Annotated in this window: 27 protein-coding genes; 2 read left to right on the top strand and 25 right to left on the bottom strand. The window is 57.1% G+C overall.

Annotated features, from left to right (window positions below):
* From VNZ65_RS03325 to ndk, 14 genes are all read right to left on the bottom strand, one after another.
* A partial coding sequence (locus tag VNZ65_RS03325; RefSeq protein ID WP_325666053.1) for an ATP phosphoribosyltransferase regulatory subunit occupies positions 1–1,137 on the bottom strand: 1,137 nt, incomplete at its 3' end.
* Positions 1,138–1,329: 192 nt separating this feature from the next.
* Positions 1,330–2,226, bottom strand: a complete 897-nt coding sequence (gene hflC, locus VNZ65_RS03320) for a protease modulator HflC (RefSeq protein ID WP_325666051.1) — start codon at positions 2,224–2,226, stop codon at positions 1,330–1,332.
* On the bottom strand, positions 2,226–3,518 hold the full coding sequence (gene hflK, locus VNZ65_RS03315; RefSeq protein WP_325666049.1) for an FtsH protease activity modulator HflK: 1,293 nt from the start codon (positions 3,516–3,518) through the stop codon (positions 2,226–2,228). Before hflK ends, hflC begins: the two co-directional genes overlap by 1 nt.
* Before the next feature lie 134 nt (positions 3,519–3,652).
* A complete protein-coding gene (hflX, locus tag VNZ65_RS03310) occupies positions 3,653–4,783 on the bottom strand; it encodes a GTPase HflX (protein ID WP_325666047.1) in 1,131 nt (376 codons plus the stop codon).
* A 51-nt stretch (positions 4,784–4,834) separates the two neighbouring features.
* On the bottom strand, positions 4,835–5,071 hold the full coding sequence (gene hfq / locus VNZ65_RS03305) for an RNA chaperone Hfq (RefSeq protein ID WP_019141241.1): 237 nt from the start codon (positions 5,069–5,071) through the stop codon (positions 4,835–4,837).
* 147 nt (positions 5,072–5,218) lie between these two features.
* Positions 5,219–6,565, bottom strand: coding sequence for a ribosome biogenesis GTPase Der (der, locus tag VNZ65_RS03300; RefSeq protein ID WP_325666037.1), 1,347 nt, complete (start codon positions 6,563–6,565; stop codon positions 5,219–5,221).
* 7 nt (positions 6,566–6,572) lie between these two features.
* A complete protein-coding gene (bamB, locus tag VNZ65_RS03295) occupies positions 6,573–7,712 on the bottom strand; it encodes an outer membrane protein assembly factor BamB (protein ID WP_325666035.1) in 1,140 nt (379 codons plus the stop codon).
* Between the two features lie 29 nt (positions 7,713–7,741).
* The gene (locus VNZ65_RS03290) at positions 7,742–8,392 is read right to left on the bottom strand and encodes a tetratricopeptide repeat protein (protein WP_325666033.1); all 651 of its coding nucleotides are present in this window, start codon (positions 8,390–8,392) and stop codon (positions 7,742–7,744) included.
* 20 nt (positions 8,393–8,412) lie between these two features.
* Positions 8,413–9,810, bottom strand: coding sequence for a histidine--tRNA ligase (hisS, locus tag VNZ65_RS03285; protein ID WP_325666031.1), 1,398 nt, complete (start codon positions 9,808–9,810; stop codon positions 8,413–8,415).
* 67 nt (positions 9,811–9,877) lie between these two features.
* Complete coding sequence (ispG, locus tag VNZ65_RS03280) at positions 9,878–11,134, bottom strand: flavodoxin-dependent (E)-4-hydroxy-3-methylbut-2-enyl-diphosphate synthase (RefSeq protein WP_325666030.1); 1,257 nt, start codon at positions 11,132–11,134, stop codon at positions 9,878–9,880.
* Positions 11,135–11,153: 19 nt separating this feature from the next.
* Complete coding sequence (locus tag VNZ65_RS03275) at positions 11,154–12,131, bottom strand: helix-turn-helix domain-containing protein (protein WP_325666028.1); 978 nt, start codon at positions 12,129–12,131, stop codon at positions 11,154–11,156.
* On the bottom strand, positions 12,124–12,891 hold the full coding sequence (gene pilW / locus VNZ65_RS03270; protein ID WP_414649030.1) for a type IV pilus biogenesis/stability protein PilW: 768 nt from the start codon (positions 12,889–12,891) through the stop codon (positions 12,124–12,126). The genes VNZ65_RS03275 and pilW overlap by 8 nt, the downstream gene beginning before the upstream one ends.
* Before the next feature lie 71 nt (positions 12,892–12,962).
* Complete coding sequence (gene rlmN / locus VNZ65_RS03265; RefSeq protein WP_061940287.1) at positions 12,963–14,138, bottom strand: 23S rRNA (adenine(2503)-C(2))-methyltransferase RlmN; 1,176 nt, start codon at positions 14,136–14,138, stop codon at positions 12,963–12,965.
* A 92-nt stretch (positions 14,139–14,230) separates the two neighbouring features.
* Positions 14,231–14,641 carry a nucleoside-diphosphate kinase gene (gene ndk / locus VNZ65_RS03260; protein WP_061940285.1) on the bottom strand — a complete coding sequence of 137 codons (411 nt, stop codon included), beginning with the start codon at positions 14,639–14,641 and terminating at the stop codon, positions 14,231–14,233.
* 293 nt (positions 14,642–14,934) lie between these two features.
* On the opposite strand from ndk, the gene VNZ65_RS03255 reads away from it, so the two are divergent.
* Positions 14,935–15,630: a Bax inhibitor-1/YccA family protein gene (locus VNZ65_RS03255; protein WP_062115974.1), complete on the top strand. Its 696-nt coding sequence runs from the start codon at positions 14,935–14,937 to the stop codon at positions 15,628–15,630.
* An 82-nt stretch (positions 15,631–15,712) separates the two neighbouring features.
* Here the strand turns inward: VNZ65_RS03255 and rlmD are convergent, their stop codons facing one another.
* From rlmD to surE, 5 genes are all read right to left on the bottom strand, one after another.
* Positions 15,713–17,062, bottom strand: a complete 1,350-nt coding sequence (rlmD, locus tag VNZ65_RS03250; protein ID WP_325666019.1) for a 23S rRNA (uracil(1939)-C(5))-methyltransferase RlmD — start codon at positions 17,060–17,062, stop codon at positions 15,713–15,715.
* A gap of 122 nt (positions 17,063–17,184) precedes the next feature.
* On the bottom strand, positions 17,185–18,213 hold the full coding sequence (rpoS, locus tag VNZ65_RS03245) for an RNA polymerase sigma factor RpoS (RefSeq protein WP_325666017.1): 1,029 nt from the start codon (positions 18,211–18,213) through the stop codon (positions 17,185–17,187).
* Between the two features lie 11 nt (positions 18,214–18,224).
* Entirely contained in the window at positions 18,225–19,193 is a 969-nt protein-coding gene (locus VNZ65_RS03240; protein WP_325666015.1) for a peptidoglycan DD-metalloendopeptidase family protein, read from the bottom strand.
* 95 nt (positions 19,194–19,288) lie between these two features.
* Positions 19,289–20,182, bottom strand: coding sequence for a protein-L-isoaspartate(D-aspartate) O-methyltransferase (locus VNZ65_RS03235; protein WP_325666013.1), 894 nt, complete (start codon positions 20,180–20,182; stop codon positions 19,289–19,291).
* The gene (gene surE, locus VNZ65_RS03230) at positions 20,179–20,916 is read right to left on the bottom strand and encodes a 5'/3'-nucleotidase SurE (protein WP_325666011.1); all 738 of its coding nucleotides are present in this window, start codon (positions 20,914–20,916) and stop codon (positions 20,179–20,181) included. Before surE ends, VNZ65_RS03235 begins: the two co-directional genes overlap by 4 nt.
* Positions 20,917–21,167: 251 nt before the next feature.
* Here surE and VNZ65_RS03225 point away from each other — a divergent pair, with 251 nt between their 5' ends.
* Positions 21,168–21,692 (top strand): polyhydroxyalkanoate granule-associated phasin, encoded by a 525-nt coding sequence (locus tag VNZ65_RS03225; RefSeq protein WP_325666009.1) that lies wholly within the window; start codon positions 21,168–21,170, stop codon positions 21,690–21,692.
* Between the two features lie 103 nt (positions 21,693–21,795).
* Here VNZ65_RS03225 and VNZ65_RS03220 read toward each other — a convergent pair whose 3' ends face one another.
* The 6 genes from VNZ65_RS03220 to VNZ65_RS03195 all read right to left on the bottom strand — a co-directional run.
* The gene (locus VNZ65_RS03220) at positions 21,796–22,062 is read right to left on the bottom strand and encodes a hypothetical protein (RefSeq protein ID WP_325666007.1); all 267 of its coding nucleotides are present in this window, start codon (positions 22,060–22,062) and stop codon (positions 21,796–21,798) included.
* Between the two features lie 9 nt (positions 22,063–22,071).
* Positions 22,072–22,350 carry a hypothetical protein gene (locus VNZ65_RS03215; RefSeq protein WP_325666005.1) on the bottom strand — a complete coding sequence of 93 codons (279 nt, stop codon included), beginning with the start codon at positions 22,348–22,350 and terminating at the stop codon, positions 22,072–22,074.
* Between the two features lie 71 nt (positions 22,351–22,421).
* Positions 22,422–22,718 (bottom strand): hypothetical protein, encoded by a 297-nt coding sequence (locus VNZ65_RS03210; RefSeq protein ID WP_325666003.1) that lies wholly within the window; start codon positions 22,716–22,718, stop codon positions 22,422–22,424.
* A gap of 146 nt (positions 22,719–22,864) precedes the next feature.
* On the bottom strand, positions 22,865–23,770 hold the full coding sequence (locus VNZ65_RS03205) for a hypothetical protein (RefSeq protein WP_325666001.1): 906 nt from the start codon (positions 23,768–23,770) through the stop codon (positions 22,865–22,867).
* Positions 23,767–24,747: a DUF2515 family protein gene (locus VNZ65_RS03200; RefSeq protein WP_325665999.1), complete on the bottom strand. Its 981-nt coding sequence runs from the start codon at positions 24,745–24,747 to the stop codon at positions 23,767–23,769. The genes VNZ65_RS03205 and VNZ65_RS03200 overlap by 4 nt, the downstream gene beginning before the upstream one ends.
* The coding region (locus VNZ65_RS03195; RefSeq protein WP_325665997.1) for a DUF2345 domain-containing protein at positions 24,740–25,679 on the bottom strand (940 nt) is incomplete at its 5' end. The genes VNZ65_RS03200 and VNZ65_RS03195, both read right to left, overlap by 8 nt.

Raw genomic sequence — 25,679 nt, 5'->3', positions numbered from 1 at the left:
TTTGATAATCCAGTTTCCATTTTCGAGTACAACCGCGCGGTCGCAATCGAACTCGTCTTGATCGTTTTCATGACCGGGCAGACTCTGGATCACAACTTCCCCAGCCTTGCGCAATTCAACGATCTTTTCCTTCAAACCTGCCTCAACTCCCCAAGGCGCATGGATCGCGCGCTTGCGGATTGCTACCGGAATCAGTCTTGCCAGCTCTCGCAAATCCATCGAGAAGCCGGTCGCCGGCCGCGAACGCCCGAATGCCGCGCCGACGTCGTAGCGACCGCCGCGCAGTATCGCATTCGGCAAGCCGGGGACGTAGGCGGCGAAAATCAAACCACTTTCGTAATGATACCCGCGTAAATCGGCTAAATCGACGGTTACGCAATCTTTCCCGGCAGCTTCCGCCAGGGTTTCCAGTTCGTCAAGCGCTTTGGCGATGGCCGGCAAGGCGGGCAGCTGCTGCCGCGCCTGCTGCAGCACGCTGGCGTCGCCGTATAAACCTGGCAGCGCCAGCAGCGCGGCCCGGGTTTCCGGTTTGTAATCGACGCTGATGGTACGCAAGCCTGGCAAATCCTTGGCTTCAAGCAACCCTACCAGTGCACTTTCATCCACTTTTGCAGCGCGATCGCCGCCGATGATGGTGCGCAGGATGCCGACATGGCACAAATCCAGGCGCACCTGGGCAATCCCGGCCAAGGCCAGGGTCGCCAGCGCCAGTTCCTGGATTTCGGCATCAGCCTCGAGGCCAAGGTGGCCGTAGATTTCAGCGCCGATCTGCAGCGGCTCGCGGGTGGCGTGCAAGCCGATCTGGCGCGTATGCAGGACGCTGCCGACATAGCACAGGCGGGTCACCGACTCGCGGTTCAGCAAATGCGCATCGATGCGCGCCACCTGGGTGGTCATGTCGGCACGGATGCCGAGGGTGCGGCCGGACAGCTGGTCGACCAGCTTGAAAGTACGCAGGTCAGTGTCCTGGCCGGCGCCGGCCAGCAGCGACTCCAGGTATTCCAGCATGGGCGGCATGACCAGCTCGTAACCATACAGGCGGAAATTGTCCAGGATCAGACGACGCAGATCTTCTATCTTGCGCGCCTCGGACGGCAGGACGTCGGCGATATTTTCAGGGAGAAGCCAATTCGGCATAGGAAAAATGAATCTCAGGAAGGTTACTTGTCAGCGGCGAGCGCAATCCGCTTACCAGAAAAACAACATCATTAACTTTAACGGGCCTGCTTCCTTGCAACAACGTCACAAGTATTCTGCCGGCGAAAATAAGGAATGGCGCCTCAAGCGAGGGCGCCATTCCCAGATTACTTTATTACGACAGCGGCTGGCTTATTTTTTGGCTGGCGCTGCTGCTCCACCACCGGCCGGACTGCGGAAATATTTGAAGAATTCCGAATTCGGATCAACCACCATCAAGTCCTGGCGGGTCTTGAAGCTGGCGCGATACGCTTCAAGGCTGCGGTAGAACTTGTAGAACTCCGGATTCTGGCCAAATGCCTGAGCATAGATCTGCGAAGCCTTGGCATCGCCCTCGCCGCGCATCTTTTCAGCGTCGCGATAAGCTTCCGCCAGAATCACCGTGCGCTGCTTGTCGGCATCGGCACGAATCTTTTCCGAATCGGCAGAACCGGTGGAACGCAGTTCGTTGGCGACCCGCAGACGCTCTGACTTCATGCGGTCATACACGGATGCATTGATCTGGTCGACATAGTCCACGCGCTTGAGACGCACATCGATGATATCGACGCCGATCTGCTTGGCTTCTTCCGCCACCTTGGCGCGGATCGAATCCATGACCTTGCCGCGCTGGCCGGAAATCACTTCACGCACGGTACGCTTGGTGATTTCATCGTTCAGGGCCGCCTTGACGATTTGCGACATGCGGTCTTGCGCACGCTTTTCATCGCCGCCGAAACTGACGAAATACAGTTTCGGATCGGTAATCCGCCATTTGACAAAGGCGTCGATCAGGATGTTCATCTTCTCGGCCGTGATGAAACGGTCGGTATCCGGCGGATCGATGGTCAGGATGCGCTTATCCAGGAACAGCACGTTCTGGAACGGTGGCGGCAACTTGAAATGCAAGCCTGGCTCGTTGATCACCTGCTTGACTTCGCCGAAGGCGAACAGGATCGCGTACTGGCGCTGGTCGACGACGAAGATAGTCGAAAACATCAGCCAAAGCGCCAGGAAGATACATACCAGCAATGAGATAAGGCGATTCATTATCGGCCCTCCCGATCACGGGAGTCGCGGCTATCGCGCGAACGATCATCCGGCTGCGGCCGCTGCTCTACCGTGCTGGCGCCGTCCTTCATCACTGTCGATGGAATCGTGCCGCTACCGCCGCTGGCGGCCGGTGCGGCGCCTGACACCGATTGCGAAATCAGTTTATCCAATGGCAAATACAATAAATTACTCCCGCTTTTAGCATCAACCATTACTTTTGTCGTGTTCGCAAAAATCTGTTGCATGGTGTCCAGATACATCCGGTCCCGTGTCACTGCCGGCGCTTTCTGGTATTCCGTCAGAACCTGCTTGAAGCGCGAGGCATCGCCTTCCGCATTGGCAGTCACCCGCGCACTGTATGCTTCGGCTTCCTGCAGCAAACGCGATGCCGCGCCGCGCGCCTTTGGAATCACGTCGTTGGCGTAGGCTTGGCCTTCGTTCTTCTGACGCTCGCGATCCTGGCTGGCCTTGACTGCATCGTCGAACGCTGCCTGCACCTGTTCCGGCGGTTGTACGCCTTGCATGGTGACATTGGTGATCTGCACGCCGACCTTATAGCGGTCCAGGATCTGCTGCATCAACTGGCTGGTGTCCAGCGCGACTTTCTCGCGGCCTTCGTACAGCACAAAATCCATCTTGCTCTTGCCGACCACTTCGCGAATCGCGGTTTCCGCCACCTGGCGTACGGTCTCTTCCGGATCGCGTACATTGAAAACCCAGTCGGAAGCGCTTTTCAGCGTGTACTGCACTGCGAACTGGATGTCGATGATGTTTTCATCATCGGTCAGCATCAGGGCTTCTTTCGGCTGCTTGTTCTTGGCGTTGGCGCGGTAGCCCACTTCCACCGTGCGCACCTGGGAAACGTTGACGATTTCATGGCTCTGGATCGGATAAGGCCAGCGCCAGTTGAAACCCGGCGTGGTCGAATGGCTGTATTTGCCGAATGTCATCACAACGCCGGTCTGGCCTTCCTGCACGGTAAAGAAACCGCTGGCCAGCCACAGCAAGGCCACTACCACGGCAATCGCGCCGACGCCGACGCCAGCGCCCTTCATGCCTGGATTGAAGCCGCCGCCGCTGGGATCGCCGCCACCGCCGCTCTTGTTGCCGAGCAGGCGCGTCAGGCGCTGGTTAAAGTCCTGCCACAGCTTATCCAGGTCCGGCGGGCCGCCATTGTTTGGCTTCTTGCCGTCGTTGTTTTGCTTGTTGTCATTTTGCGAATTACGGCCCCATTGCGGGTCGTTCAACGAAAATTTCACACCAAGTTTTTTGAATAGGGTACCAAGCATTCGATCGTTATCTTTAAGTAAATAAAACAAATAGGTTGGAATGCTCGTGAGAGGCGCTTGGTCAACGTTGCTCGCTTACAGTGGCCTGTTACCGTTGCCTTATAAGAACTTGTAAGAATTTGTTTAAAACTGCTTCACACCTGTTTAATGTGGTTATTCTCAAGATCCGCAGCCGGCGCCGGATAGGCCATTGCTGTTGGTGCCTGGACAACAAATTCTGTAATGGCCTGGCGTAATAAATCCAGTCCTATGCCCTTTTGCGCGCTGACAAAAACTCGCTGAATTTTATCATACTCATCACGCTCGACCGAAGGCTCCAGTTCCGCTGCATCAATCTTGTTCCACACCAGAATCTGCGGAATATGATCGGCGCCGATTTCCTTCAGCACCAGGTTGACCTGCTCGATCTGCTCCATGCGCGCCGGACTTGCCGCATCGACCACATGCAAAAGCAGATCGGCATGGATGGTTTCTTCCAGGGTAGCGCGGAATGCCGCCACCAGCTGGTGCGGCAATTCACGAATGAACCCGACCGTATCGGAAATCACCACGCTGCCCGCCTCGCCCAGATATACTCGTCGGGACGTAGTGTCCAGCGTTGCAAACAGCTGATCGGCTGCATAGACGCCAGCCTTGGCCAGCGCATTGAACAAGGTCGACTTGCCGGCGTTGGTGTAACCCACCAGCGAAATCGAAATCGTCGCACTGCGGCCGCGTGCCCGCCTTTGCGTTGCATGCTGCTTGTGCAGCTTGTCCAGCCGTGCGCGCAAGGCCTTGACCCGGTCGCCCAGCAGGCGGCGGTCGGTTTCCAGCTGCGTTTCACCCGGACCGCGCAGGCCGATACCGCCCTTTTGCCGTTCCAAGTGAGTCCAGCCGCGGATCAGGCGCGTCGCCAGATGCTGCAATTGCGCAAGTTCAACCTGCACTTTACCTTCATGGCTTTTGGCTCTTTGGGCAAAGATATCGAGGATCAGACTGGTCCGGTCCAGGACTCTTACTTTGAGTACGCGCTCAAGATTGCGCTGCTGCGCGGGCGACAAGGCATGATTGAAAATAACGATTTCAAGCTCGTCGTCAAACACGGCATCGGCGATTTCCTGCGCCTTGCCGGAACCGACAAACAAGGCGGCATCCGGGCTGCTGCGCTTGCCGGTAATGGTGACAAACGGCAGCGCACCGGCAGACTTGGCCAGCAAGGAAAGCTCTTCAAGACTCGCGGCAAAGTCACCTTTGCCGAAGTCCACTCCGACTAGCGCTGCGCGCATAGGAACAATCGAGTAGCCGCCCCGCTCTGTGACAAAGCGGCCGGCAAATGGTTATTCTGCTTCAGATTCAAGATTCAGATTGACAGCGCGTGCAGGAACAACGGTTGAGATGGCGTGTTTGTATACCATTTGGGTAACGGTATTACGCAGTAAAACGACGTATTGGTCGAAAGATTCGATATGGCCCTGCAGCTTGATGCCGTTGACCAGGTAGATAGAAACCGGAACATGCTCTTTGCGCAAGGCGTTCAAAAACGGGTCTTGTAACAATTGCCCTTTATTACTCATGGCTACTCCACTGTGTTGTTGTGATTAGAAGTCAAATGCAAAATGCATATTAGAACCAATATGATTCTAAGTGAATGACTCGGTGGGTGTTTTACGAATGTAAACGATTTTCAGATTTACTGCTTAGAAAAAAGTATTTTTAAAAGATTATTTTTCCTGGCGCGCGTATGGATTCCGGCTAGATCTGAATTCGATACGTAATGGAGTCCCAACCAGCGAAAAAGTTTCGCGGAAATGTTTTTCCAGATAACGTTTATAGTTATCCTCGATCGATTCCAGGGCATTGCCATGGATGACGACGATAGGCGGATTCATGCCGCCCTGGTGGGCATACCGCAGTTTCGGACGGATCGAACCCTTGCGCCGCGGCTGCTGATGCTCCACCGCTTCGATCAGGGCACGCGTCAGTTTCGGCGTGGTCAGGTTGGACATCGCTGCCGCATAAGCGGAATCGATGGACTTCATCAACGGCGTGATGCCGGTCGACTTCAATGCGGAAATGAAATGGAATTTCGCAAACGACAGGAAATTCAGCTTGCGATCCATGTCCATCTTGATTTCATCGCGGCGGTCGCTGGTCAGGCCATCCCATTTGTTGACGCCGACCACCAGCGCACGGCCGGTTTCCAGCACGAAGCCGGCGATGTGGGCGTCCTGCTCGGAGATATCCTGCTGAGCGTCCAGCAGCAGCAGGACCACATTGGCTTCCGAAATCGATTGCAAGGTCTTGACCACCGAAAACTTTTCGATGGCTTCAAACACCTTGCCGCGGCGACGGATGCCGGCGGTGTCGATCAAGGTGTATTTCTTGCCGTCGCGCTCGAACGGGATCTCGATCGAATCGCGGGTCGTGCCAGGCATGTCGAATGCAATCACGCGCTCTTCGCCCAGCAAGGTATTGACCAGGGTCGACTTGCCGACGTTCGGCCGGCCGACGATGGCGATCTTGATGCCGCGGTCTTCCTTGCCATCCGGCTCTTCCACTTCCGGCGGACGCTGTGCGAACGCCAGGTCCAGCGACTCTTCCACCAGGTCGGTGACGCCGTCGCCGTGCGCGGCCGAGATCACGTAAGGATCGCCCATGCCAAGCTCATAGAATTCGGCGGTGACCGAGGTGTACTTCATCCCTTCGGACTTGTTCACCACCAGCATCACCGAGCGGCCTGATTTGCGCAGGAAGTCGGTGATGGTCTTGTCGTGCGGCGTCAGGCCCTGGCGGCCGTCGACGATAAAGATCACGACGTCGGCTTCTGCCACGGCCTGCTTGGTCTGCTTGGCCATTTCATGCATGATGCCTTCTTTGGCCACCGGCTCGAAACCGCCAGTATCAATCACCAGGAATGGCCGCTCGCCGACCCGCCCTTCGCCGTAATGGCGATCGCGAGTCAGGCCGGGCAAATCGGCGACCAACGCGTCACGGGAACGCGTCAGGCGATTAAATAACGTCGATTTGCCGACATTGGGACGTCCTACAAGTGCTATTACTGGCTTCATTAAAATCTTACTCTGTCGCAATAGCGATCAATGTTCCTGCTTTGGTTTGAAAAATCACATTAGAGCCAGCTACCACCGGGTTCGGCAGTACTGCGCTGCTATCTGCACGGATCCGTGCTTTCAGTGCGCCGTCTTCACGCGACAAGAAGTGAATATACCCTTCAAAATCGCCGACAACCACTGTATTGCCCAATACTACCGGAGTAGTCAGGACACGATTGGCCAACTGCTTGTTTTGCCATACTACCGTACCGCTGTCCAATGTGAAGGCCGAGATTGCGCCGCGCTCGTCAGCGGCATAGATGTTGTGGCCATCGCTGCCGACGCCGACATCGCTGGAAAACGGCTTGACCCAGTGCGCGGTGCCGCTGCCGGCATCAAAACAGCCAACCCGGCCCTGATAGGCGACGGCGCAGACTTCACGGCCGACGATCACCGGCATGCCGGCAGCGTCTGCTACCCGCTCCAGCTCGGTAGTGCCGCGCGGATCGCCGATCGCCATTTCCCACCACGGACCGCCGTTGGTCAGGTTCAGGGCTGCCAGACGGCCGCCTGGCAAGGACAGGAATGTTGCCTGTGGAACAACCAGGATGCCAGGCGCCGAACGCAAGGTCAGCGGCGGCAAGGTGCGCAGCACGACCCAGCGGCGTTCACCGGTTTCGGCATCGTATGCGGCGATGCGGTTATCCTGGCTGCGGACGATCACCAGTCCCTGGCCTACCGCCGGCGCCGACAGGATCTCGCTGCTTGCCTGTGCCTGCCAGCGTTTCTTGCCTGCTGCATCGAACGCCAGCAGCATGCCCTTGTCGCCGGCCACGGCGACAGTCGTGCCGTCGGTGCCGACGCCGCCGGTCAGCTTGCTGCCGGCATTGATCTTCCAGGCCAGCGCGCCGGTTGTGGCGTCGATGCGGGCGATGGTGCCGTCATTCGCCGCTGCGTACACGCTGTCGCCGCCAACCGCAGGCGAGAAGGTAAAGATGGAAGCGCCGCCTATCGATTGCGTCCAGGCCGGATGCACTTTCAAGCTTTGCGTAAACTCGACCAGAGGTGCCGGTGGATTACTCGGCGCCTTGCCGCTGAACAAGGAACAGCCGCCCAATATCAGCAGAGCGCCGGCACAGGCAATTTTCACTGCTCGCATAGTCATAACACGCATATTCTTCCTTTTTCGAATTATCAGGCTGCCGCTTTGGCTGGAGCTCCGCCAATCGCATCCAGTTTCAATTGAATCAATTGTTTGCCGGGATTCTTGCTATCCATCTTGTCCAGGGCCAGCTGGTAAGCGGCGCGCGCTTCGTCCAGCTTGTTCTGCGCGACCAGGATGTCGCCCTTGCGGTCAGCGGCGGCGCTGGCGAAAGGCGCAGGCAAATCGGCGGCCAGCACTTTCAAGCCGTCGTCATAAGCCTTCTGGTCCAGCAGGATGCCGGCCAGGCGGATGCGAGCCAGGGCTTTGTAATCGGCATCGTGGCCGTGGTCGACCACCCACTGCAACTGATCCTTGGCGGCGTTCAGGTCATTGGCGTCGAACGCCGTCTTGGCGGCCGCCATGGCTGCCATGCCGGCATAGGCGGTGCTGCCGAATTTCTGCTGGATATCGGCTGCGGCGCGCTGCACCTTGGCGTTGTCTTTCGCCAGCACGGCCTTTTGCTGCTCGTCGTAGAGCTGCGAGGCCTGCAAGGCCTGGCTGCGCTGATAGTAATTCCAGCCGGACCAGCCGGCATACGCCGCCAGCGCGATAATCAGCACCCAGGTGGTCAGATTGCCGTACTTATCCCACCAATTCTTGAGCGTTGCCAGTTGTTCCTGTTCGTCGAGATCGAATGCCATATGATTTTTAGTTGTTGATTTTAGTGATGATAATGAACGTGATCGCCATGGTCGTGCCCATGGTCGTCACCTGCTCCGACGATCTGATCAACCAGATAATCGCTTACCGCATCGAAAGGTACGACACTTTGGTTGCCGCCGCTCGCTTTTTCGCCATCGGCCGCGTGCTCGTGCCCGGCGTGGCTGTCGGCACGCAAGGTCTTGACGGTCGCGGTGTGATTGGCGACCTCATCGTCGCCGATGATGATGGCGTATGCCGCACCGCTGGCGTCGGCCCGCTTCATCTGCGACTTGAAACTGCCGCCGGCATTGGACGAAGCGCAATGTAGCACAACATCCAGCCCGGCATTGCGCAAACGTTCTGCCAGCACGAACGATTGCAGCTGCGCCGCCTCGCCCTGGTGCACCAGATAGACGTCGCATTCATTGCGTTGAGCCTGTTCGCCGTTGGCGCGCATCAGTTCCAGCAAGCGCTCCACGCCCATGGCGAAGCCGCAGGCCGGGGTCGGCTTGCCGCCGAACATTTCCACCAGCGGATCGTAGCGGCCGCCGCCACAGACCGTGCCTTGCGAACCGAGCTGGTCGGTGACCCACTCGAACACGGTGCGGTTGTAGTAGTCCATGCCGCGCACCAGGCGCGGATTGATGGTGAACGGAATATTGTTGTGGTTCAGGATCTTTTGCACGCCCTCGAAGTGCGCAAGCGATTCCGCGCCCAGGTAGGACAACAGCTGCGGCGCAGCGTTAACCATCTCCTGCATCGCCGGATTCTTGGTGTCCAGGATGCGCAGCGGATTGGTGTGCAAGCGGCGCTGGGCGTCGGCGTCCAGCAGTTCCTGATGCTGCTCAAAATAAGCGATCAGGTCGGTGCGGTGGCGATTGCGCTCTTCCGCATCGCCGATCGAATTCAGCTGCAGCTTGACATCCTGCAGGCCGAGGTCGTCCCACAGCCGCTGGCACATCATGATCAGTTCCGCATCGATATCCGGGCCGGTAAAACCGAGGGCTTCGGCGCCGACCTGATGGAACTGGCGATAGCGTCCGCGCTGCGGCCGCTCGTGGCGGAACATCGGGCCGTTGTACCAGAGCCGCTTGGGACCGTCGTAGGTCAGGTTATGTTCGATCGCCGCGCGCACCACGCCGGCCGTGCTTTCCGGACGCAGGGTCAGGTTGTCGCCGTTCATTGAATCGGTGAAGGAATACATTTCCTTTTCGACGATATCGGTGACGGCGCCGAGGCCGCGCGCGAACAAGGCAGTCGGCTCGACGATAGGCGTGCGGATCTTCTGGAAGCCGTAGCTCTTCAGCACCGACTCCACCGTGTTTTCAAACAGTTCCCACAGGGCCGCATCGGCCGGCAGGATATCGTTCATTCCTTTGACGCCGACGATTTTTTCGGCTTTCTTATTTTCTGACATTCTTTTTCAATTCACCCGTAGTAATCAATGGTCTTGATCAATTTTTCGTAACTCTGCTTGATTCGGATCAGGCTGCCGGCTGGCCATAATGGCTCTTCACATAATCCAGCACCACGGCCTGGAATTCTTCGGCAATCCGCTCGCCGCGCAGCGTCAGTTTCTTCTCGCCGTCGATGAATACCGGCGCCGCCGGCGATTCGCCGGTGCCTGGCAAACTGATGCCGATATTCGCATGCTTGGATTCGCCAGGGCCATTCACGATGCAACCCATGACCGCCACGTTCATGCCCTCCACGCCCGGATAGGCTTTTTTCCAGACCGGCATCTGATCGCGCAGATAGGTCTGGATCTTGTCGGCCAGGTCCTGGAACACGGTCGACGTAGTGCGGCCGCAGCCAGGACAGGCAATCACCATCGGCGCAAACTTGCGCAAGCCCATGGTCTGCAGGATTTCCTGGCCGACGATCACTTCGCGGGTGCGGTCGCCGCCCGGTTCCGGCGTCAGCGAAATCCGGATGGTGTCGCCTATGCCTTCCTGCAGCAGCACCGACAAGGCGGCGGTCGAGGCAACGATGCCTTTGCTGCCCATGCCGGCTTCGGTCAATCCCAGATGCAGCGGATAGTCGCAGCGGCGCGCCAGCTCCCGGTACACCGCAATCAAGTCCTGCACGCCGGACACCTTGCACGACAGGATGATGCGGTCGGCGGCCAGGCCAAGCTCTTCCGCTCTTTGCGCGTTTTCGATGGCCGAAGTCACCAGCGCTTCGTACATCACTGCCTGCGCCGGCCATGGCTGGCTGCGCGCCGCGTTCTCGTCCATGATGCGCGCCAGCAGCGCCTGGTCAAGACTGCCCCAGTTGACGCCGATGCGCACCGGCTTGTCGTACTTGCAAGCGGCTTCAATCATCTGCGCATACTGGGTATCGCGCTTGGCGCCCTTGCCCACGTTGCCCGGGTTGATGCGGTATTTCGACAAAGCCTGGGCGCACTCAGGATAGTCGTTCAGCAAGGTATGGCCGTTGTAATGGAAGTCGCCCACCAGCGGCACATCGATGCCCATCTTGTCCAGCTGCTCGCGAATCGCCGGCACTGCCGCCGCCGCTTCCGGATTATTCACGGTAATCCGCACCAGTTCGGAACCGGCGCGCGCCAGGTCCTTGACCTGGATCGCGGTGCCGATGGCGTCGGCGGTATCGGTATTGGTCATCGACTGCACCACCACCGGCGCGCCGCCGCCGACCATGATCTTGCGCTCGCCGTAGCTGATCACCGCGCCGCGGCTGAGACGTCGTACGCTAGGGCCTGAGCCGATCGGAAGATTCATGAACGTCTCTCTTTCAAGCTTATTTCAAGTTCAGTCGGGCTACATTGGTCTTGGACCCGGCTTTCAGGTCCAGCGGCGCGCCGCGCAAGGTGGCGTCAACTCCGGCGATATTGCCGATGATGATGCTGACCGGCTGCGACATGTCGACCGTTTCCGTGCTGCCGGCTTTCACCAGGCGCGAAATCAGCACGGTGTTGTCGGCGCGCTTGACATCGACCCACGAATCCTGGCGGAAGTTCAGGCTCAATTCACCGCCGCCAGCCGCTCCGGTTGCGGCAACTGCAGCTGCATTGGCCGCAACGGGAGCGGTTACCGCCGCATTGACGCCGGCGCCTGTCACTGCTGCGCCATCCGCTGCAGCAGCAGCCGGCGCTGCCGTCAAGGCAGCATTCGCTTCCTTGTCGGCGGCCTGGGTATCCGCGCCTGCGGACGACGCGGCAGCTTCTTCGCTGGCGGCGGCAGGAGCTGATGCGGCAGATTTTTCGGTCAGCGACTGCAAGGTATTTTGTACTATCGGCAGCACATCGAGCCGTATCGCCACGGCCAGCAGCAACAGCAGCACCGCCAGCACGACCAGCCATTTATAGGCAAATTTACTGCGCCCCATCAAGCTGAAGCGAGATTCGGAAAAAGGCGTAGACAGCTGGCCGTGCGCGCTTGCGCGCACCGGCTGCGCCGCTGCTGCCGGTGAAATGGCGGCCAATGCATCGCTCACATCCAGGTCCAGCAACTTGGCATAGGAACGGATAAAGCCGCGCGTCATCACCATGGTCGGCAAGGCAGCATAGTTATCCGCTTCCATTGCTTCGATCTGGCGCGGCGCCAGCTTCAGGTGGCTGGCGACTTCCGCCACCGCCCAGCCGAGCTGTTCGCGCTTGGCGGCCAGCTGGCTGCCGAGCGTGGTCGGACCGGCGCTGCCCGGCGCATGCCCAGCCACATGGTCGAAATCAGGCGCGTCATCGACAGCAGTCGGCTTCAACTGTTCCGGCTCACTCATTGAACGCTCCGCGCTGATAGGCTGCGAATTCCGGGGAGCCGGCAAAACGACGGCGTAATTGCGTCACCAAACTTGCTTCTGCAGCTGTGTCACCCAACTTGCGCTCCACTTTGATTGCTGTCCATAATGCTTCCGCATTTTGCACATCTGTTTTCAATACGAGTCCGATATAAAACCGGGCCCGCTCATAGTCATTGCGGTCATATTCCAGCTGCGCCAGCTTGGCGTTGGTCAGCGGGTTGCTGGCGTCAAACTGAAAGGCTTGCAGCAGATAACGCTCCGCCGACGCCGTATCGTTCAATTTGAGACTGCAGACGCCGGCATTGGTCAGCGCCTTCGCCGGCGACTGGTATGTGCGGCTCTTCAAGGCCGCCTGGAAATGCGCTATCGATTCCTTGACGCGGCCGTTCTGACACAGAAACCAGCCATAATTGTTGGCAAAATCCGGATTGTTCGGATCGAGCCGCAGGGCGCGCTGGAAATTTTCGTCAGCCAGCCGGTTCTCGCCCATATCCATATAGATCAGGCCGCGCACGCTGTAGGCATCAGCCATTTCAGGGTCGGCCACCAGCGCCTGCTTGATCTCGTCCAGCGCCACTTCCAGCTGACGCTGCTCGTAATAGCCGACCGCCAGCTGCAAACGGATGCCGGCACGGCGCTGCGCCTCGGTCTGGTCGGATGCAGTCGCCAGCTCGCGGGTAGATCCGCTCTGCTGGTCGCTGCTCACGGGTGGATTGGCGCAGCCGCTCAGGCCGGCCATCAATGACAAGGCCGTCGCAGCAAACACGATACGGCCGCTCCAGCTACCCAGTTTGCTGCTCACTTGATCTGTCACTCAGACACCTCGATGATGCGGCCAAAGTTCTTCCCGAATTTCTGCTGATATTCGGTCATTTTCTGCATGCGTTCCTGCACGCGTGTACGGTCTTGCACTTCCCCCGCCAGCTGGCCGCAGGCAGCGTCGATATCGTCGCCGCGCGTCTTGCGCACGGTGGTGACAATGCCGGCATCCATCAGGATCTGGGCGAAGGCCTTGATCCGGGGATTATTCGAGCGCTTCAGGCCCGACTCGGGGAAGGGATTAAACGGAATCAGGTTGAATTTGCATGGCACCACCGGGCCGCCGCCGTGACCCTGCACCAGGGCGATCAGCTCGCGCGCGTGGGCGTCGGTATCGTTGACGTCATCCAGCATGCAATATTCAAACGTAATGAAATCGCGCGGCGCGAATTCCAGATAGCGCTTGCAGGCAGCCATCAGTTCGCGCAGAGGGTATTTTTTGTTGAGCGGCACCAGGCCGTCGCGCAAGGTATCGTTGGAGGCATGCAGCGACACCGCCATCGCCACCGCGCAATCCTGCGACAGCTTGTCGATCATCGGCACCACGCCGCTGGTGGAGAGCGTCACGCGGCGGCGCGACAGGCCGTAGGCGTTATCGTCCAGCATCAGCTTCAGCGCCGTCACTGTCGGTTCATAGTTCAGCAAAGGCTCGCCCATGCCCATCATCACCACGTTGGTGATCTGGCGTTCGCCTTTATGGCCGGGCTCGACGCCCTTGGACTTGCGCAATTCGAACTCGGCCATCCACAGCTGGCCGATGATTTCACCGACTGTCAGGTTGCGGCTGAAGCCTTGCTTGCCGGTAGAGCAAAAACGGCAGTTGACGGCGCAGCCGGCCTGGGTCGAAATGCACAGGGTGCCGCGGTTTTCCTCGGGGATGAACACCGTTTCCACTGCATTGCCCTGGCCGACATCGAGCAGCCACTTGCGGGTGCCGTCGGTCGAAGTGTGATCGCTGATCACGGCCGGCGCGGCGATCATCGCCCGGGTCGCCAGCTTGTCACGCAATGACTTGGCCAGATCGGTCATTGCATCGAAATCGTGCGCGCCGAATTGATGAATCCAGCGCAATAATTGTTTGGCGCGGAATGGCTTCTCCCCCAACTCGCCGCAATAAGCGGTCAGTTGTGCGGGATCCAGATCCAGCAGGTTGGTGAGAGTCGTCATGGCATTTCCAGTTTTCTATATTACTCAGGGTGGCAGCGGCATCGTCCTGCCTGCCGCCTCCGCCCTGCTACAACAAACAACTTTAATTCAGCTTAGACCGTTGGGAAGAAATAAGCGATTTCAACCTTGCCGGCTTCCACTGCGTCCGAACCGTGCACTGCGTTAGCGTCGATCGAGTCGGCGAAATCGGCGCGGATCGTGCCCTTTTCTGCCTTCTTAGGATCGGTTGCGCCCATCAGGTCGCGGTGCTTCAATACTGCGTTTTCGCCTTCCAGAGCCTGGATCATGACTGGACCGGAGATCATGAAATCAACCAGGTCCTTGAAGAAAGGACGCTCGCTGTGCACAGCGTAGAAGCCTTCGGCTTCAGCGCGTGTCAGGTGCGTCATGCGGGCAGCAACGATCTTCAAGCCAGCGTTTTCAAAACGTGTGTAGATTTGACCGATTACGTTTTTTGCAACTGCGTCTGGTTTGATAATCGACAGGGTGCGTTCAATTGCCATCTGAAAAACTCCAATAGAAAGAAAGGGTTAAGGTGCTTTATGAAAGCTTTAAATGAGTGACTGGCCAATAGTTCAATCAACCTTTGATTTTAACACGAAACACCCGTATAGAATCGTCAAAACTCGGCAAAACGCAAGGTGATCTCTCTATAAAACCGCCAAAAAGCGGCTGGATAGCGATCCGGAAGCCCCGAGAACCACTTGGCCGCTTTGCTGTCATATACGAAGATGTCGTTAGCAAGTGCTATGATCGCAACAGTTTTATACTTTTGCAATTTCCAAAGGAGTCCTTGATGAACCCAAACCTGCAACCAACCTACTCACCAGGCAGCACCGCGCTCAGCGCGCAGCATCGCGTATTGCGCAATACGTACTGGCTGCTGGCGCTGTCCATGCTGCCGACGATTGCAGGCGCCTGGCTTGGGGTACAGATGGACTTCAGCTTCTTCCGCAACAGCCCGCTGATCGGCTTCATGGCCTTCATGGCGGTCGCATTTGGTTTCTTTTATGCAATTGAAAAGACCAAGAACAGCGGCTGGGGCGTGCTGCTGCTGCTCGGCTTCACCTTCTTCATGGGCCTGATGCTGTCGCGCCTGATCGGCCATACGCTGGTCGGCTTCTCCAACGGCGCCAGCCTGATCATGATGGCGTTCGGCGGCACCGCCAGCGTTTTTGTCGTCATGGCAAGTATCGCCACCGTCAGCAAGCGCGACTTCTCGAACATGGGCAAATGGCTGTTCGCCGGCGTCGTGGTGCTGCTGCTGGCCTCGCTGGCCAATGTCTTCCTGCAGATTCCTGCGCTTTACCTGGCGGTATCGGTGATCGCGATCGCGATTTTCTCGGCCTACATCCTGTATGACGTGCAGCGCATCATCAATGGCGGCGAGACAAATTACATTTCAGCAACATTGAGCCTGTATCTGGATGTCTACAACATCTTTGTCAACCTGCTGTCCCTGCTGGGCATCTTCGGCGGCAACCGCAATTAAGAAAAGCTTCAGGTCAGAAATCAAAAAACCGGCTCCAGGGCCGGTTTTTTCATGAGTTGCGCAACGGCATCACATCCAGGCATCAAGCCAGATCGAACACGGCAATCGACTCCACGTGCGCGGTATGCGGGAACATGTTCACCACCCCTGCCTGGCTCAGGCGATAGCCGCCAGCGGTCAGCAAGCCGGCGTCGCGCGCCAGCGTCGAGGGATTGCACGAAACATACACGATCCGCTGCGGCATGAAGCTCTTGTCAAGCGCCGCCAGCCCGACGATCGCTTCGCACACGGCAGCTGCGCCGTCGCGCGGCGGATCGATCAGCATGCGCTCGAATTTGCCTAAGGCAATGAAATCTTCGGCAGTCGCTTCGAACAGGTTGCGGCAATAGAAGGTGGTCTTGTCGGCCAGCTGATTGACCGCGGCATTTTCGCCGGCGCGGTTGATCAAGGCCTGGCTGCCTTCGATGCCGACCACTTCGCGCGCCTGGGTCGCCAGCGGCAAAGTGAAATTTCCCAGGCCGCAAAACAGGTCGGCCACGCGGTCTTGCGGCTGCACATCCAGCAAGCGCAAGGCGCGCGCCACCAGCACCCGGTTGATCTGATGGTTCACCTGGGTAAAATCGGTCGGCTTGAACGGCATCCGTACGCCGAATTCCGGCAAGGTGTAATACAGTTCGCCCTGTGCCGGATAGAATGGATAGGCGCTGTCCGGACCAGCGGTCTGCAGCCACCAGTTGACCTGATGCGCATCCGCAAATGCTTTCAGCTTGACCTCGTCATCGGCGCTCAAGGCTGCCATGATGCGCAACACCAGCGCCGTCACCTTGCCCTGCGGCCCCTCGCCGACCGCCAGTTCGATCTGCGGAATATGGTCGATCAGGCTCAGCGAAGCGATCAGCTGGCGCAGCGGCACCAGCATCGCCGAAACATTCGCCGGCAATATCTCGCACTCTTTCATGTCCGTGATGAAAGAAGATTTCCGTTCATGGAAACCGACCAGCACGCCGCCCTTTTTAGGCACGTTGCGCACCGAAATGCGGGCACGGTAGCGGTAGCCCCAGGTCGGGCCGTAGATCGGGCGCAGCATGGATTCCGCCTTGATCTTGCCGATATGCCACAGATTATCTTCCAGCACGCGCTGCTTGATCGCCACCTGCGCCGACGGCTCCAGGTGCTGCATGGCGCAGCCGCCGCAGATGCCGAACACGGCGCAATGCGGCTTGACCCGCAGCACCGATTCCTTGTGCAAAGCCGTCATGCTGGCCGCTTCCCACTTGGCCTTCTTGCGATACGACAGGAAACTCACGCGCTCGCCCGGCAACGCGCCTTCGACAAAGATCACCTTGCCCTGGGTGCCGTCCTCATTCTGCAAATGGCCGATCCCGCGCGCATCCATGTCGAGGGATTTGATATCGATTATGTCTTGTTGCATAGGAAGCAGTTGCAGGCCGCCGCATGCGGCAACCTGGAAAATGAAGTGAAATCAGCCCGAGATTATAGCGTCATGCAAGGCCGCTGAGGGCAGCTTAGCGCACTGCCGGCAGATGCGGTGGTCTAAAGGAATGAATCCTTGCCAACACCCTTGGCGCCCAGCAAGCGTTTCAGCTTGAGCAAGGCCTCTTGCTGGATCTGCCGCACCCGTTCGCGCGTGACGCCGATTTCGGCGGCCAGCTCTTCCAGGGTGGACGGATCGTCGTTGTCCAGGCCGAAGCGGCGCATGATCACATTGCGCTGCTTGTCGGTCAGCTTTTCCAGCCAGACCCGTACCAGGATCGAAGTTTCCTGCTGCTCGGCGCGGGAATCGGGATTTTCTTCCGTCGCGCTGGGCAGCAAGTCCATCAGGCTGGCCAGCGGATCCTGGTCCAGCGGCGCATCCAGCGAAGCCGCATGTTCGGACAGCGCCAGCACGTCTTGCACGTCTTCCACCGGGCGATCCACCAGATGCGCGATGTCTTCGGCGCTGGCGTCCTTGCCGTCGTGGTGCTGGGCTTCCAGGTGATACTTGGCGCGCAGGATCTGGTTCAGTTCACGCACCATGTGCACCGGCAGGCGCACCGTGCGCGCCTGGTTCATGATGGCGCGCTCGATGCTTTGCCGTATCCACCAGGTGGCATAGGTAGAGAAACGAAAACCACGCTCCGGTTCGAACTTGTCGATCGCCCGCATCAAGCCGAGATTGCCTTCCTCGATCAGGTCGAGCAGCGCGACGCCGCGATTGATATAGTGCTTGGCGATCGACACCACCAGCCGTAGGTTGTGCTCGATCATTTTCTGCCGGGCGTCGAAATTGCCCTGCTTGGCCAAGGTGGCGAAATGCACTTCTTCGGTCACCGTCAGCAACGGCCTGGTGCCGATCTGGTTCAGGTAGTGCTGGGTGGTGTCGGTCGACAGTTCCGCCGCCAGGACCTTTTTCAGCTCCTCGACGCCATCGACCACCACTACCACGCCGTCCACAACTACTTCATCGTCGATATCCCGCTCGGCGACAACATCAACATCGTCGTCATCGCGCCCATCATCGGCCAACCGCTCCGATGAGACCTCATGCTCTTCGTCTTGATGATCTGTCGGCCGTTTGCTCATTTAGCGCTCATTTAGCGGTTCGGTAGGAACTTCGATGGATCGACAGGTTTGCCTTGCTGACGAATTTCGAAGTGCAACTTGACCACGTCGCTGTCCGAATTTCCCATCTCGGCAATTTTCTGGCCCTTGCTTACGGTCTGGCCTTCCTTCACCAGAATGGTCTTATTATGCGCGTATGCGGACAACAAGCTACTAGTATGTTTGATGATAACCAAATTGCCATAGCCGCGGATACCGCTGCCCGCATACATCACTTTACCGCCTGCCGCCGCCACTACCGACTGCCCTGATTTGCCGGCAATATCGATGCCCTTCTTGCCCTGGTCGAACGCGCCTACCTGCTTGCCTTCGGCGGGCCACATCCAGTCTACTTTGTCTTCATCGCCGGATGCCGCCGAAGCCGCCGGCGTGCTGGCCGCGACTGCCGCAGCCGGCGCCGCAACTGCCGGCGCAACAGTCTTCGGCGTATCGCTGGAGGATGGCGCATCCGGTTTCTGCAGTTCCGCCAATGCGGCGTCGGAATATGGCCGCTTGTCGCCGCGCGGACCGCTCTTGTTGGCGGCGCTGCCGCCGGCTGCGGCTGTCGGCGCCGAGCCCAGGGATCTTACTTCAACGCCGGAACTGGTGGCCACGCTAGCCATCTGGGCGCCGCCGGCTGCGCCGGAACCGGCGTCAGGCGGCTGCACGCGCAGCACCTGGCCGACCTTGATGTCGTTGGCGTTCTCCAGCTTGTTCCAGGTCACGATATCACGATAGCTTTGACCGAATTCCAATGCGATCCGGTACAAGGTATCGCCTTGCTTGACAGTGTAAGAACCATGTCCGTCGGCTGCGCGCGGCGCCTCGGCAGTGGCTGTTCCAGTGGTGGCGACACTGCCGCCGCTGCGGCGCTCGACTACCGGAGCGGGAGTACGCGGAGTGGTACATGCTGCCAGCGTGGCAATCATTACACCCAAAGCTATAAAGCGAGTTTTCTTCATTCTCATTACATTGATATTAGTATGTGCGACTGAGTCGCTGATTGTTCGTCAATTTATTCGGCTATATGTTTCGCCAGCTGCGCTACAAATCGTCTTCAAACCGTGCCGGCACGCAAAGGCACAAAATGGCAGTCTTCCAGTGTGGTGCTGGTCCAGTCGAATTTACCGGTGCGCTGGATCAGCTGCAGTACTTGATGACGGGAACCGACCGGCGCCACCAGGCGGCCGCCGATCGTCATCTGATCCAATAACGCCTGCGGCACTTCAAGCCCCGCTGCCGCCAGGATGATACCGTCGAAAGGCGCCACCTGCGGCAGCCCAAGCATACCATCTCCGTAATGCAAACGGATGTTGGCAATCCGCAGCGGACGCAAGTTGCTGCGCGCCAGTTCATGCAAGGGCTTGATGCGTTCGATCGAATACACTTCCTTCGCCACCAGCGACAGCACCGCCGCCTGGTAGCCGCAGCCGGTGCCGATTTCCAGCACCCGGTTGAGAACGCCGCCCTGCTGGTTGTCACGCATGATCTCGATCATGCGCGCCACGATATATGGCTGCGAAATGGTCTGGTGATGGCCGATCGGCAAGGAGGCGTCGATATATGCCTGGCTCGACAGGCCCGGCTCCATGAACATGTGGCGCGGCACGCTTTCCATTGCCGCCAGCACCTTGGCGTCGCTCACGCCCTGCTTGGCGACGCGCGCCACCATGGCTTTGCGCACACCGTCAGACACCATCGAATGGGAGCGCTCGGCATGGCCGGCGGTCTCGCCCGGACGCGCCATCGGCTTGCTAGCGGCAGCCGCCGGCTTCGGCGGCGGCGCTGAAGGCACGGCGCCGCTACGCGGCGTGTTGCGTGAATTTTCCCAGGCGGCGTTCTTGGTCGCAGTCTGCGGCGTCGCCACGCTGCGGTTGCTGCGGTCGGCGGCAGGCTTCTTGTCGACTACCGATGACAGCTGCAACGGAAAACGCTTGGCCTTGTCGGTCATGACAAGTCTTTCCTCAGCGCGGCCAGCTGGGTCGCATGCGTCAGATCGATCTGCAGCGGCGTGATCGAGACATGGCCGTTGGCGGTCGCGTGGAAATCGGTGCCTTCGCCGCCATCGCGCGCGCCGCCAGGCGGCCCGATCCAGTAGATGTCGCGGCCATGCGGATCCTGCGCCTTGATCACCGGCTCCGACTCATGCCGCTTGCCGAGCCGTGTCGCCAGGGCGGGCTTGAGCTGGTTGTACGGCAGGTTGGGAATATTGACATTCAGCAGATAAGGCTGCGGCAGGTTATCGAAGCGACGCTCGACGATATCGCGCGCCACCATGGCCGCCGCTTCCAGTTCGTCCCAGCCTTTGTGCAACTGCGAAAAAGCGATCGCCGGGATACCGAACAGGAAACCCTCGGTGGCAGCCGCCACGGTGCCGGAATATAGGGTATCGTCACCCATGTTCTGACCCTGGTTGATGCCGGAAACGATCAGGTCGGGACGGAAATTCAGCAAACCGGTCAAGGCCACGTGCACGCAGTCGGACGGCGTGCCGTTAATGAAATAGAAACCGTTTTCAGCACGCTGGACAGACAAAGGGCGGTCCAGGGTCAGTGAATTGGAAGAGCCGGAACGGTTGCTGTCCGGGGCTACAACGACGATTTCCGCAATCGGCGCCAATGCATTCGCGAGGGCAACAATACCAGGGGCCAGGTAACCGTCGTCGTTACTGATCAAAATTTTCATACTCGGATTTTACCTGAAGCAATGTTACTGATTTATGAAGATTTGGTAAATTTAACGAACTGCCTTTATGAGACACTTTCAGCCATTGCTTAGTTGCTTTTACAGCACGGAAACAGCTCAATTGCAAAATTATGTTGCAGCGCCACAAAAAAGCCCCAATCCAGGAATAAAAGCAGGTATTGTTAGCGCTATCAAGACTACTCGGATGAGCACACCGCCGCTTGCCGTCGTCAGACCACCAAGGAGTCACCATGAAATCGTACCGCGTCCGTAATCCCATCGCCATCGCCCCCGATAGCTTAAGCAGCCCAGCCGCTTCCATCAACGCATGGACCGACCTGATGCTGCAAACCGGGGAAATGATGAGTGCATCGGCGCAGGTAATCGGCCACCGCACCGCACGCATGGCCATGGCCGGCCCCGCGCCCAGCCAGCGCGACCGCAAGGAATTCAACCTGATGAGCCAGGAAAAAATCGAAGCCATCACCGAATCCGCGCACGCCATGGCGATTCGCATGATGAGCATGCACCAGGACGCCGCACGCCTGGCCATCCAGCAAATGCTGAACGGCGCCGTTAACCTCATGTCGGTCGCCAGCAGCAGCAATCTGCATCAGTCGGGACACCGGCAAAACAAGCTGGCGCATGACACCATGCTCAACTCTGCTGAAGCTGTGTCGCAGTTCAATACTTCGCTGGCGGATATTGCGCAGACGGGGTTGCAGCCGCTTCATGCGCGGGCTACGGCGAATGCGAAGCGGCTAAAAAAACTCTAACGCAGCTTGACGAGTCTACGATTCAAAAGAGACTCGCTTTTTCCCTACCCCCTATTGCCATCCGCCCGCTCTGTAACGCTATCCCAATCATCAGGTTCGTATTTTATTCATCTGGATTGCGATACTCGGCATCAATTTTGAAGCCAAGCGCGCGGAGTTTTTCTTCTGAGCGCATTTGCTCTCTTGCTTGCCTGCTTCTCACGACCGGATACCACTCCTTCCAGCACGGCCGATCTTCAAACGCCAATTCACTTCGTTGAAAACTGTCCCTGCTCTCTAGTTTCAGCGTAAGAAAATAAGCAGCCGGAAGGCTGGGATCCATCCGTTTCCGGTCCCGCATAAATTGCACATCCATATAAACATCGTTCAAGTAGAATCGTCATCCGCTCATGTCCTTTATTTTCATCCACGCATTCAATGCTGGCATGTCGTCAGGATCAAGAGACATCAAACTTGCGGCATTTTCAATACTACTCATCTGGTAACGCAACGCATCCGCACCGCTAAGGCGCGGCATGCCAGGGCCGATCCATCGCTTCCAGCCGGCTTGCTGAATAGCCTCAAGCAAGGCATAAAACTTCAGGCGCGCATCGTCATGAGATATGCTGTTTCTTGGCGGCAGTCCCATGTTGACAGAAAAGCCGGATATACCTTCCACCGGATACGTATCATCCGAATCCCCAGTTAGGGAAAGAACGGTATTGATCTCGAACGCACTGCTGCCATTTTTTATGGTAACGCGCCCCTCGGCAGCAGCCGGCCAATGGATACGGTAATAATGCGACCCGGGATTTCGGTCATTTTGATCGACATCGCTTTATATTTCGAGGCAAATTCTTGTCCAGATTCGCCGATTTCAACGACAACCCTGCTGTACACAACAGGCTTCTTCTCAAACAGATCAAACAAGCCTGCTTTAATGTCATTGCCAAATAGAAGCCACAGCGCAACAATCACCGGAAGAATCATCCACCATGCTAAGGCAACTGACACCCAATGTGTCGGGCCGAAATTTTTAAGCTTCATGAAGTGTGCGAATTATTCTCAAAGCTATTGAAACCGATCTCATCGGCTCATCTCGGGATAAATTCATCGGCTTACAGCTACTTTTATCATAGGGGTAGCAAGCCAGATGACCTTCGCCTGAAGCGAGGCCAATTCAAATTGGGCACTTACTTCATGTCAGGAATCGGCGGATCTCGATAAGTATCGTCAATCGCGATGCCTTTGGCTTTAAGCTCCGTTTCTTTTTGCGCACGCATTGGCGGCAACTTGGATAGAGCAGCAGGTAATAATTCTTTCCAGCGCTGACGGTCTTCTGGTTTCACATATTCTCTAAACTCTTGAAGGTCGGTCTTGATGTTGAAGTTCACTAAGTAAGCGCCGGGTTTGCTGGGATCCGTCAAGGTACGTTCACGAGTGAAATTCACGGTCAGATAGAGATGGTCCGCATAAAAACGCCAGTCAGTCCCGCTTTCAATGCGCATCCATTCCTCCAGCGTAGGCGTATAGCTCGGATCAAGATTGAGATATTTGTATGTATTCAATACATAATCCAACCGAGCCTTACCTTTTAGGCGAGGATCGCCAGGCGAGACGATTGGTTTCCATCCCTTGTCTACCAGCGCCTGCAACAGCGAGTACATCTTTTGGCGTGCATCATCGTGCGCAATGAGATTTGAAGCGGTAATACCCGCATATATATCAAATTCCGACAATCCTTCACTTGCCTGTGGCCCAAGATCTTGACCGCCAGATATGCCTAATGCATCCTCAATCACGAACGAGTGTTTACCGTTCTCAATCGTCACGGTGCCATGAGGGCTGGTATCCCAGTCGATTTTGTAGAAATCTATGCCTGCCGGCTGATGAACGATTTTTACATTACCAGGATAACGCTGTAAGAAGTTGGAGCCTTGCTCACCTACTTTGATTGATACCTGTTGTGACATGACATTGGCTTTCTGTTCAATGATTGCATCGGGAAATTTGGCTTTCTTTTCCTGGCAGCCCGCCAGTAAGGTCAGACCTACGAGCAAGAGCGTTAACGGCCGAAGTATATTGAGCACTTTATTCATTTATCCGCCATATCAACCCAACTTGCCATTGTCCGGAGCTCACCTTCCATATAAGCCGGATATCGCCCCATCAACGAATGAAAATCTTTTGCAGCAGATCCGATCCATTTCATCCGACTCTTAAAATCTTCTAATTTCGTATCATCAGGCGCAACTGATTTATATTCCGACTTGCCAGTTGAGCAGGCGCTATTGAACACTAGCTCAAGATTAGGTGTAGCCCAACGCACCCACGCTTTGCGCTGAAATCCGAGCCAGTATGAAAAATCAGGATCTGTATAGATCAATGGTTGCAAAATTACGCCTTGCTCGTGGTCAGCGATATCCAACAAGTGGTCCAGTTGGATCTTTCTGCGCACAGCATCCTTGGTTTCGTTCTCAAACTCTTTCACCTTCGCGAATCCCGATCTGATTTCCTTGGAAACTTGCAAATTATTTATCTTGGACAAAGCTTCTACATGCCAAGGCATTTTCGCTGTCTGAACTTGAACTTCAGGAACAAATTTGTCACTGTTGCGTTTATCCAGACAACTATCAAATGTATCGGGGTACATGCAGTAATACCAATGCCAACCGCTAATGTCGCAGAACAGCCAGAAATTTCCTTTTCCTAAACCTTCCTTGGTTTTCTTGGATACTACTGCTGCTTGCGTTTCGACACGCCAGTCCTCCAGCGTACAAGCTACGGTTTTACTCGCAAAGGCTCCCAACGCCATCCAGTAAAATCGACCTTTCTTGTCGGCTTGACCGTTTTCTTCCTGCTCCAGATAAAACCGAGCATACGTCGCCGAAATACGTCTAGCGCGCACCGCATAATCTCCAATCAACGTGGCTTTGGGATATGTCTTGACCGTACTTAAACGCAAATAGCTGAACTGCTGCGCCAAAGACCACATAGTTTCGCAGCCACAATGGACCTTGACACAGGACTCTGGTGTATCGTTGGTCATTGCTTCAATGGTGGTTGCATCAGCCATTGTTATCCTTTGAAATATTGTTAGAAACGTCCTGACTCGAGGCCGCAGAGATATCAGCCCACTGCAACGCGAATTTCAATTTTTCAGGAGCGTCGGTATGCACTCTGGGAGTCGCGCCCTGAACCGTAGTCTCGGCAGCATGATTCGTATCGTCGGCGCCGGTAACTGTATACTTCATGTTTTCCAGCGGCTTGCCGTTGGGGTCAAGCAAAATGAATGTTTCGTTATAAGCTTTGACCGCAGGAAGGCCGCGTGTATCAACCCCCATGGCTTGCGGCCCCGGTAGGCTATGCGCAGCCGCATGCGCCACATAAGCGCCATTAGTGCCCTTCTCAATTCCACCCACGCTGAATTTGGCATAACTACCGCCGCCATTGATGACCAGTTCCTCCTTGGCGGAGATAGTGATGCGATTGGCGGTCTGGGTGATGTTGAGTTTGGCCAGGATGTTGATACTATCGGTCAGCGCCTGGACATCGATATCGCCGGCCGCAGCCACCATCTTGATGCCCATCTTTTGTACAAATAAACGGAAGGTATTTCTGATGCTAGCAAACAGGCTGTCGCCGCTGGCGATGGACAAGCTCTTGCCGGTCGTGATCGCGGTGTTCTGGTCACTTGCTATATGGGTACTGCCGCTGGTCGTGGTCTCAATCCCTGCAGGGCTAGCCAGAACAAGATGCGGTTGTGACAGTTCCGGGAAGCTGCCCTCTTCGCTACTGCCGCTGCCCTTGATCGCATCGTTTTGCGTTTTGATCGCTTGTGCAACATCGGCTTGCTGCCCTTGCTTATCCTGCGCCCCAGCCTGCTGCGCAGCATCCGCCAGGGATTCGTGCTGGTCGCGGGCAGAGGTCAGCCGTTGCACGGTCTCGCCCATGTCCTTGATATGCGAAGCCGCATTGCCGCGTGCCTCGGTCGTGATCAACATGCCC

The organism is Collimonas sp., assembly GCF_035566555.1.
Lineage (GTDB): Bacteria > Pseudomonadota > Gammaproteobacteria > Burkholderiales > Burkholderiaceae_D > Collimonas.
Note: the sequence above shows the minus strand (reverse complement) of the source record. Positions and strands in the feature narration are given on the sequence as shown.

Excerpts from the sequence above, each read along its gene's own strand:
- rlmD (WP_325666019.1), bottom strand. The coding sequence starts at position 17,062 with ATGCAACAAGACATAATCGATATCAAATCCCTCGACATGGATGCGCGC.
- VNZ65_RS03255 (WP_062115974.1), top strand. The coding sequence starts at position 14,935 with ATGAACCCAAACCTGCAACCAACCTACTCACCAGGCAGCACCGCGCTC.
- der (WP_325666037.1), bottom strand. The coding sequence starts at position 6,565 with ATGAAGCCAGTAATAGCACTTGTAGGACGTCCCAATGTCGGCAAATCG.
- VNZ65_RS03200 (WP_325665999.1), bottom strand. The coding sequence starts at position 24,747 with ATGGCTGATGCAACCACCATTGAAGCAATGACCAACGATACACCAGAG.
- bamB (WP_325666035.1), bottom strand. The coding sequence starts at position 7,712 with ATGACTATGCGAGCAGTGAAAATTGCCTGTGCCGGCGCTCTGCTGATA.
- hflK (WP_325666049.1), bottom strand. The coding sequence starts at position 3,518 with ATGCTTGGTACCCTATTCAAAAAACTTGGTGTGAAATTTTCGTTGAAC.
- VNZ65_RS03240 (WP_325666015.1), bottom strand. The coding sequence starts at position 19,193 with ATGAAGAAAACTCGCTTTATAGCTTTGGGTGTAATGATTGCCACGCTG.
- hfq (WP_019141241.1), bottom strand. The coding sequence starts at position 5,071 with ATGAGTAATAAAGGGCAATTGTTACAAGACCCGTTTTTGAACGCCTTG.
- rlmN (WP_061940287.1), bottom strand. The coding sequence starts at position 14,138 with ATGACGACTCTCACCAACCTGCTGGATCTGGATCCCGCACAACTGACC.
- ndk (WP_061940285.1), bottom strand. The coding sequence starts at position 14,641 with ATGGCAATTGAACGCACCCTGTCGATTATCAAACCAGACGCAGTTGCA.
- ispG (WP_325666030.1), bottom strand. The coding sequence starts at position 11,134 with ATGAATCTTCCGATCGGCTCAGGCCCTAGCGTACGACGTCTCAGCCGC.
- surE (WP_325666011.1), bottom strand. The coding sequence starts at position 20,916 with ATGAAAATTTTGATCAGTAACGACGACGGTTACCTGGCCCCTGGTATT.
- rpoS (WP_325666017.1), bottom strand. The coding sequence starts at position 18,213 with ATGAGCAAACGGCCGACAGATCATCAAGACGAAGAGCATGAGGTCTCA.
- VNZ65_RS03210 (WP_325666003.1), bottom strand. The coding sequence starts at position 22,718 with ATGAAGCTTAAAAATTTCGGCCCGACACATTGGGTGTCAGTTGCCTTA.
- VNZ65_RS03225 (WP_325666009.1), top strand. The coding sequence starts at position 21,168 with ATGAAATCGTACCGCGTCCGTAATCCCATCGCCATCGCCCCCGATAGC.
- pilW (WP_414649030.1), bottom strand. The coding sequence starts at position 12,891 with ATGGCCGGCCTGAGCGGCTGCGCCAATCCACCCGTGAGCAGCGACCAG.
- hflC (WP_325666051.1), bottom strand. The coding sequence starts at position 2,226 with ATGAATCGCCTTATCTCATTGCTGGTATGTATCTTCCTGGCGCTTTGG.
- VNZ65_RS03275 (WP_325666028.1), bottom strand. The coding sequence starts at position 12,131 with ATGAGTGAGCCGGAACAGTTGAAGCCGACTGCTGTCGATGACGCGCCT.
- hflX (WP_325666047.1), bottom strand. The coding sequence starts at position 4,783 with ATGCGCGCAGCGCTAGTCGGAGTGGACTTCGGCAAAGGTGACTTTGCC.
- VNZ65_RS03235 (WP_325666013.1), bottom strand. The coding sequence starts at position 20,182 with ATGACCGACAAGGCCAAGCGTTTTCCGTTGCAGCTGTCATCGGTAGTC.
- VNZ65_RS03290 (WP_325666033.1), bottom strand. The coding sequence starts at position 8,392 with ATGGCATTCGATCTCGACGAACAGGAACAACTGGCAACGCTCAAGAAT.
- VNZ65_RS03205 (WP_325666001.1), bottom strand. The coding sequence starts at position 23,770 with ATGAATAAAGTGCTCAATATACTTCGGCCGTTAACGCTCTTGCTCGTA.
- hisS (WP_325666031.1), bottom strand. The coding sequence starts at position 9,810 with ATGTCAGAAAATAAGAAAGCCGAAAAAATCGTCGGCGTCAAAGGAATG.